Here is a 6,997-nt window from a genome sequence, read left to right as displayed (position 1 = left end):
CACTCGCATATAACTGCAAAAGAATGGCACGGCTTCAGGCGGCATAAGCCGGGTCAGCCTCGACCTTATAACCCTCAAAATGGCCAACCCGACAGACTGTTAGACGCTGCTTTTCTCAATGCGCAACTTTCAGTCTTGATTTCCGGTTCTCCTTCGATGGGATGCTGGCCATACGATTTCTGGGTGTCTTCGCATCAAAAACCGTTGCGGATCACGACATCCAGCGCTGTTCAACGAATTAATGGGACTTGAGCCGAGCCAGTTCCGATGCACGCCATATCTCCCAACGGCGAAGCAGTCGGTGGTATGGTTCACCTGTCCGCTCATCCAGCTTTTCTACTACGGTTATCCGGTCCGTACGAAAATGACGGAAGTCCTGTCGCAGTTCGCACCAAGCGATCAGTACGCGCGTGGTATCCGAATAGCCAAGAACCACTGGCCATACCGTACGCTCGGTTAGCGTACCCCGTTGATCGCAATAATGCAGGCGCAATTTCATTTCTTTACGTATTGCAGATCGAAAGTCCGCCGCGTCCACCGTATCCTCGGACGCATCAAGAGGCAGCTTCGCCGCAGTGCTCGGCGCAATGATAAATGGCTGCAGGCGCTCGGGCACGACTGCCGCAATCTTGGCAAGAACGTCCAATGCCGTACGTGCAAGCATTTCATCGCCATGGGCTGCTACCCACTGCGCGCCCAGAACGATCGCCTCAATTTCCACCGGGGTCAGCGCAAGCGGCGGCATGTCGTATCCGGAGCCGAGCACGTATCCAACGCCAGCCTCACCTGAAACGGGCACGCGCTGCCCCATCAGATGCGCGATATCGCGGTAGATCGTGCGCGTAGAGACCTCCAATTCCCCAGCCAGCGCCCGCGCCGTGACGGGGCGCGACGACCGGCGCAGGATCTGGATGATCTGAAAAAGGCGATCGGTACTGCGCAAGGGCTTTGCAATCATGCTGACAGGATGCTGTCAGCATGATTGTGCCAAAAGACGGCAAACACAACCTTATGGAGGAACCGCCCGATGAAATTTGCCTCTACCCGCCTGATTGCCGCTGACATCAACGCCATGGTTGCATTTTATGAATTGGTGACCGGACAGCCTGCCGAATGGCTTGCACCCCAGTTTGCCGAAATCGTCACCCCTGGCGCGACACTCGCGATCGGTAGCGCCGAGACGGTCGCCCTGTTCAGGGAAGGAACTGCCGAACCGGGGGCAAACCGCACCGCAATTCTGGAATTCAGGGTTGATGACGTGGATGCCGTATTCGCACGCCTGAAAAACAGGGTGGACGTTGTGATTGAGCCAAAGCTGCTACCATGGGGCAACCGCACGGCCCAGTTTCGCGATCCCGAGGGCACGATCATCAGCCTGTTTACGCCGTTAACCAAAGCCGCCCGCGCCCGTTTCGGAACCCGGTGACAACGGGTGGCCAACCGGTCTGTTATTTCTATAGACAACATACAGGAAAGCGGGGGGAGGGGAGGCGAACGACCTAGTTCTGGAAACTAACCTGAAGAAACCGGTCATTTAGGCCCGGTGTCTCGGTTTCGTGACAGCTTTACGTCGTCCTAGTTCAAAGCAAAACGGCATATGTAGCAGCGTGACCTATCTCTCACTTCTTTCATGCCTTGAAAAAGAACGTCGATGATCCGCTTGTACCGTATCGTCATCTCCACATGATTAACAGGTCGGCCTCCTGAACATTCGAGGATGAGCGCCATGGCAGCGTCCTGGTCTATCCCGATGCTGCGATCCGTCTTGCTGTCATAGGCTAGAGCCGCCAAGGTGCGGCAATGCGCAGTCTTACCATGTCCAGCGAACGTCTCACTGCAGCGAGTACGTTCCATGACGATCTTTCGGATGAAACGCCGGCCACATGAAGACAGCGGAATTGGTTGCTGCCCCCTCATCGACATAGCACGCCTTGCGATCGCTCGCAGTGGACGATGAGGAAAAACGACGCATTATCCAAGTCCCCAGCCAGGGTGAATGCATGTTCGATAGGTTTCCTGAACTTGGGGGGAGTGCAATCAAGGAACCGACCACGATCTCGATGACCAACGACGTCCAGAACCACTGCTCATAAAAATCCGGTACGCGCCATCTGATGTTCTGACGTCCGAACATTGAGCATAAGGATGAACTAGAACCAGAAGACTATCGTAACACGTCGCACAGCAAAATATCATCCTCCATTATATCTTTGATCGCTATCTCCTCGGCTGATTTATGCCTCGTTTTAATGCTTCGTCCGCTTTGACAAAGCCTCATTCAAGACACAAGTAATCTATAATATGGTCCTAAGTTGCCACTTCAGCCATGCCGCACCTGGGCCGGATTAGATGTTCGACGAGAAGCAGGCAACATTGATCGTATCTCTCGAAGACCAATTTAGGGCTTCATATCAGCCCATATGCCGTCGATTTTTTCCTTGACAAGAAAGACTGATAACAATCAACATCAACCATCATCGTTGATGTTGATGCTATTTTACGCATCAAAAGTCTGTCTGGGGAAGCCATAATGAACGGTCAAACATTTCGAAATAGCCGACTGACTTTGCGATTAAGTCAGGCCGACATCAAAGATGAACTCAACCGCAGACTTGGCCGAAGCTATGATAAGCCCAAGATTAGCCGGTGGGAAAACGATAAAGAACCAATCCCGGATGATGTCGCCGAGGTGATACGTAATATGGCTGGCGCAGTTCAAGATTCTGCAAGAATACTTGTGCTGGCAAACCAAAAAGGCGGCGTTGGGAAAACAACGTCATCGCTCAACCTCGCATACGCGTTGTCATCACTGGGAGGGCGCGTTCTTCTCATTGATATGGATCCACAAGCCACAGCTACAGCCGGGATACTCGCTGGCGCCAGTGTTGAACTTTATCATCAAGCCAAAACGACCGCTCATCTCATCCTTGGTGGAAAACCCCTTTCTGAGATCGTGGTTGCGGCGGGCACGCTACCAGACGGACGCGAACTGCCTTTCGATTTCATCGCCAGCCATATTGACCTAGCCGAAACGGACGGCCGGAGAGAACCCGGTTTTGACGCCGCGCTACGGGAAGCCATTGATCCTGTCCGTGAGGACTACGACTGGATCGTGATCGATGCACCTCCCAATCTCGGCATGCTTACATGGATGAGCCTTGCTGCTGCCGATGATGCAATTGTCCCTGTGAGAACCGAGCCTTACGACACAATGGGCGTTGGCCTGATTATCGGCACCATCGGCAAGATCCAGCGTCGTCTGAATCCAGGGCTTCGACTCCTTGGTATTTTACCGACCCAATATAACGCACGCAAATCTGTGGACCGCGAAGTCCTTCAACACTTATGTTCCATGATGAAAGACCGCGCTCCAGTTCTGGAACCCGTGCCTTCAAGCGCTGTGTACGGTCATGCTGCACGCGCAGGCAGGATTGCGTTGGAGTCCTCTTCTTCAGCAGCCGCAACGGCACCATACCTTCGACTGGCACAAGCACTCCAAACGAAGACAGATTTTCCGCTTGCAGATATCGAACAGCCTGAAAGTAATGCGTGATGGCAACCCGACGCAAAACAAAAGCCCCGTCTCCTATTCTCGGCGTAGCCGCTGGTCTCATTGACGACGCCAGCAACAGTTTCGTTCGCCAGGACGGCAAATTTCGACATACATTCGAAGTTCCTTTGACAGAAGTAGCGCCAGATCCGGACCAACCGCGAAAAAGTTTCGACGACGAGAGTATCGCAGCACTAGCAGAAACCATGGTCGCTGAAGGACAGCTTCAACCCATTCTTGTACGTCGTGTCACGAACTCACAATCCGACAAACGATGGGTCATAGTCGCGGGCGAACGCCGTTGGCGAGCAGCGCAACATGCTGGCTGGTCCAGCATGCTTGCAATTGAACACGACGGTGATGCTGAAGTCGCAGCGCTCATTGAGAACCTTCAGAGAGTGGACCTAAACCCTCTGGAAGAAGCAACCGGCATCCAACGACTGATTGAAAAAAGAGGCTGGAACCAGAGCCAGGCAGGTGAAGTTCTTGGAAAAAGTCGCGGCGAAATTAGCTCTATCCTGAAAATCCTGACGCTCCCAACCGATATCCTTGAAGAGTTGACGTCAGAGCGAGGTGTGGCACGAAATACCCTTGTGGAACTCGCACGAGTCCCGGATCCTGTGAGACAACAAGAGCTCATTGAACAAGCCAGAACCGGACAACTCACAGTAAAAGCTATTCGACTGGGTCGAGCTGACCTCGAACGGCCAGAATCCGCACCGACCCGCAAACCTTCTGGATTTACGTTTACATCCGTAGACAGGATGGCCCAGCGTCTAAGTGAAGTCCGTGCCCAACAACTCCCGCTTAATTCGGAAGACCGTGAACGCTTGCGAAGACTCCGGGCCGAGATTGATCAGGTGCTGGGTGATGAAAATACGTAACACTGACGAGAGAATCATTGACCCTGGCTGTATTAACCGGTTTGTTTGCATTCGGAACATCGCGCACAAAAGGCAAGGCTGGGGTAGATAATGGCTAGCAACGAAGCTGACCTGTTTGTCGACTCCCTAATAGGGGCTCCGTTAAAGGATGACAGAGCCCTTATGGAATATCCGTTCTTCAGCATCCAGAAGCAACCGCGCATGGAGCCTCTGGTATATGACGACGGGAAAATACAAATTACCATAGAACCTGGCCCAAAAGGGCTTGCGACGATTTGGGATAAAGACATACTTCTTTATGTCGTCTCTCTTATCAATGAACGCATTGAGCGAGGAATGACTGTCGACCATACAGTCCGCTTCGCTGCGCATGATCTCCTGCGCGTCACCGGTCGAGGAACAGGTAAGCGCAGCTACGACCTTTTGCTCGATGCGCTTCATCGTCTGAGATCTACAAATATCATGACAACCATCGAATCTGCAGACGAACGCGACCGGCGCGGGTTTGGCTGGATAGAGACATGGCGCGTAGTCGAGCGGAAAACATCGACTGGACGTAAAATTATGGCAGCCATTGAAATTACGCTCAATGACTGGATGTTTCGTGCCCTCGTCAAGGAACGCAGGGTGCTGACAATTAACCCCACTTATTTTAGTCTCGATAGTGGCTTGGGGCGCCGTATTTATGAAATCGGACGAAAGCATCTTGGTAACCAGGAAATATGGAAAATTAGTCTAGATAAACTCGCCAAGAAAATCGGTACTACACGCGAATTACGATTTTTCAAAAGAGATCTTCTCAAAATTATAGGCGATGACGTTATCCCCGATTATCAGCTATCCCTCGAAGTAGGTCCAAGGGGAGGGCGTCCCGTAGTGATTTTTGAACATCGAGAATCACAATCTTAGCGATAAAATATGAGCAGGACATGTGCGCGATGTTCCGAACCATGAGACGCTGTCGCGTTTGTTTTCCTAGGCTGCTGTGAAGCGCAAAATACCTAAGATATCAAGCCTGCTACTTATCGGATGCCATAACTTGTCATCGCCCAAGGAATCACACGCACGGACGTCCGAACGCCAGAGACCTACCTTAAACGTGCGCGATGTTCCGAATTCATGGCGTTTGGGCAGAGACTGCGCCTCATAAACACCTTGGGCAACTATCGGCGTGAACTTGATGACCGAATTAGCAAGGTGAAGATCGTTAATGTGCGCGATATTCCGAATATCTGGCCTAATGCCTTTTCCGGCGTGCGCGATATTCCGAAGTTTTCTCTTCCCTATATCCATTCTCAAGAATTGGAGGCCTGTTGCAGTTGTTCTTGACGGTCGCAAAGTATGCCTTCTGCCCTGTCGACGATGATTACTCCCATTATTCACAGCAACGCGATTCTCGTTCGGAATATCACGCACGTCTTATCGGAACATCGCGCACATCCCAACGGAATATCGCGCACGCTTTCTTTCGGAATATCGCGCACGCCTTATCGGAACATCGCGCACAGAAACAGGCCCTAACCAAATGATATTAAACGCGCTTTTCGGCCTTTAACTTTTTAACAGTTTAAAAATAACCTTCTAACTCGACCGTTGGGGATAAGTCTGCCTTCCTTGCATTCCATCTTCAGTTCGCGCTAAGACGCATTACCTTCCGGTATGAAAGCAGCAGCTTTCCCCCCTTGAAGAAGCAGCTTATTCGACGTTGAATTAACGTCGCAATCTCTGCAACTACACCAATCGAGAAACACCCCTTTAGGGATATGATTTAGATTCGAGAATCCAAAAGCTAATAAACCGAGAATAAAAAGCCATAATAGAAATATAAGCCAGTATGTAAAAGCACCAGATCGACCAGCACGCCGCAAGGGGCGGCTCCTCCCCGTGCTCGGCGTCTGCGTCGCCTGCGCGCGGGTCCGGTGCTGCCGCTACGCAGCACCGTTGCCCCGCACCGCCCGACCCGGTCGCAATAAGAGCTGAAGGAGAGAGTAATCAGGCTGCATAACCTGATTAGCACGCCCGTTCCTGACATCCCGAAAACCTGACCCGGAAACATCCCGGCCTGCAGAGGCAGCGCCGGGCGCCGGCGTTTGTACGGAGCACGGCCATGTCGTTCCAGCTCAACCTCTTCGGCACAACCGCTCTCGCAGATACCCAGAACGACCTTTTCTGGGGCGAACTTGAAGGCGAAGATGGCTCGCCCCCTGTCTTGCCGGCCGCGATGGTCCTTCCCCAGATTGATTTCCATATGCCGGCCAACCGTGGCCTCGCTGACACCTGGAAACAGCGGGCCCGTGACAATGCGCTGGCTATCGCGCTGCTCAAGGAGATCGAAGAAGCAGATCGAAACGCTTCGTCCCCCGAACAGATCATCCTGTCACGCTTCATCGGCTTTGGAGCAGAAGAACTGGCGAACAACCTGTTTCCATCCGGAAGCGATAGCGCCCGCTCGGGCTGGGAAGATAGAAGTGGTCCCCATTTTTCGGACAGGGCGATAAGCTATCATCTGGCCTGAACGAGGACGTGTTTTATGGGCAAGGTTACGCGGAAACGGTATGCGGCG

8 protein-coding genes are annotated in these 6,997 nt (G+C 52.5%); 7 read left to right on the top strand and 1 reads right to left on the bottom strand.

The window, feature by feature from the left end; genetic code table 11:
- On the top strand, positions 1–252 hold a 252-nt coding region (locus tag CFR80_RS19640), incomplete at its 5' end, for a hypothetical protein (RefSeq protein ID WP_220032755.1).
- Here the strand turns inward: CFR80_RS19640 and CFR80_RS16290 are convergent.
- Entirely contained in the window at positions 239–958 is a 720-nt protein-coding gene (locus CFR80_RS16290; protein WP_010517467.1) for a helix-turn-helix transcriptional regulator, read from the bottom strand. The genes CFR80_RS19640 and CFR80_RS16290 overlap by 14 nt on opposite strands.
- A gap of 69 nt (positions 959–1,027) precedes the next feature.
- Between CFR80_RS16290 and CFR80_RS16285 the strand changes: the two genes are divergently transcribed.
- The 6 genes from CFR80_RS16285 (at position 1,028) to CFR80_RS16255 (ending at position 6,949) form a co-directional block, all read left to right on the top strand.
- Positions 1,028–1,426, top strand: a complete 399-nt coding sequence (locus CFR80_RS16285; RefSeq protein ID WP_010517470.1) for a VOC family protein — start codon at positions 1,028–1,030, stop codon at positions 1,424–1,426.
- Between the two features lie 1,104 nt (positions 1,427–2,530).
- The gene (locus CFR80_RS16275; RefSeq protein WP_026018869.1) at positions 2,531–3,553 is read left to right on the top strand and encodes a ParA family protein; all 1,023 of its coding nucleotides are present in this window, start codon (positions 2,531–2,533) and stop codon (positions 3,551–3,553) included.
- Positions 3,553–4,434 (top strand): ParB/RepB/Spo0J family partition protein, encoded by an 882-nt coding sequence (locus CFR80_RS16270; RefSeq protein ID WP_010517477.1) that lies wholly within the window; start codon positions 3,553–3,555, stop codon positions 4,432–4,434. The genes CFR80_RS16275 and CFR80_RS16270 overlap by 1 nt, the downstream gene beginning before the upstream one ends.
- A 162-nt stretch (positions 4,435–4,596) precedes the next feature.
- Positions 4,597–5,343, top strand: coding sequence for a replication initiator protein A (locus tag CFR80_RS16265; RefSeq protein ID WP_231850461.1), 747 nt, complete (start codon positions 4,597–4,599; stop codon positions 5,341–5,343).
- 210 nt (positions 5,344–5,553) lie between these two features.
- Positions 5,554–5,763: a hypothetical protein gene (locus CFR80_RS19500; protein WP_181418260.1), complete on the top strand. Its 210-nt coding sequence runs from the start codon at positions 5,554–5,556 to the stop codon at positions 5,761–5,763.
- A 778-nt stretch (positions 5,764–6,541) separates the two neighbouring features.
- Positions 6,542–6,949, top strand: a complete 408-nt coding sequence (locus CFR80_RS16255; RefSeq protein WP_258367893.1) for a hypothetical protein — start codon at positions 6,542–6,544, stop codon at positions 6,947–6,949.
- The last annotated feature ends 48 nt before the right edge of the window (positions 6,950–6,997 follow it).

This window comes from Komagataeibacter oboediens, assembly GCF_003207815.1.
Lineage (GTDB): Bacteria > Pseudomonadota > Alphaproteobacteria > Acetobacterales > Acetobacteraceae > Komagataeibacter > Komagataeibacter oboediens.
This window is presented reverse-complemented; position numbering and strand designations above follow the sequence as displayed.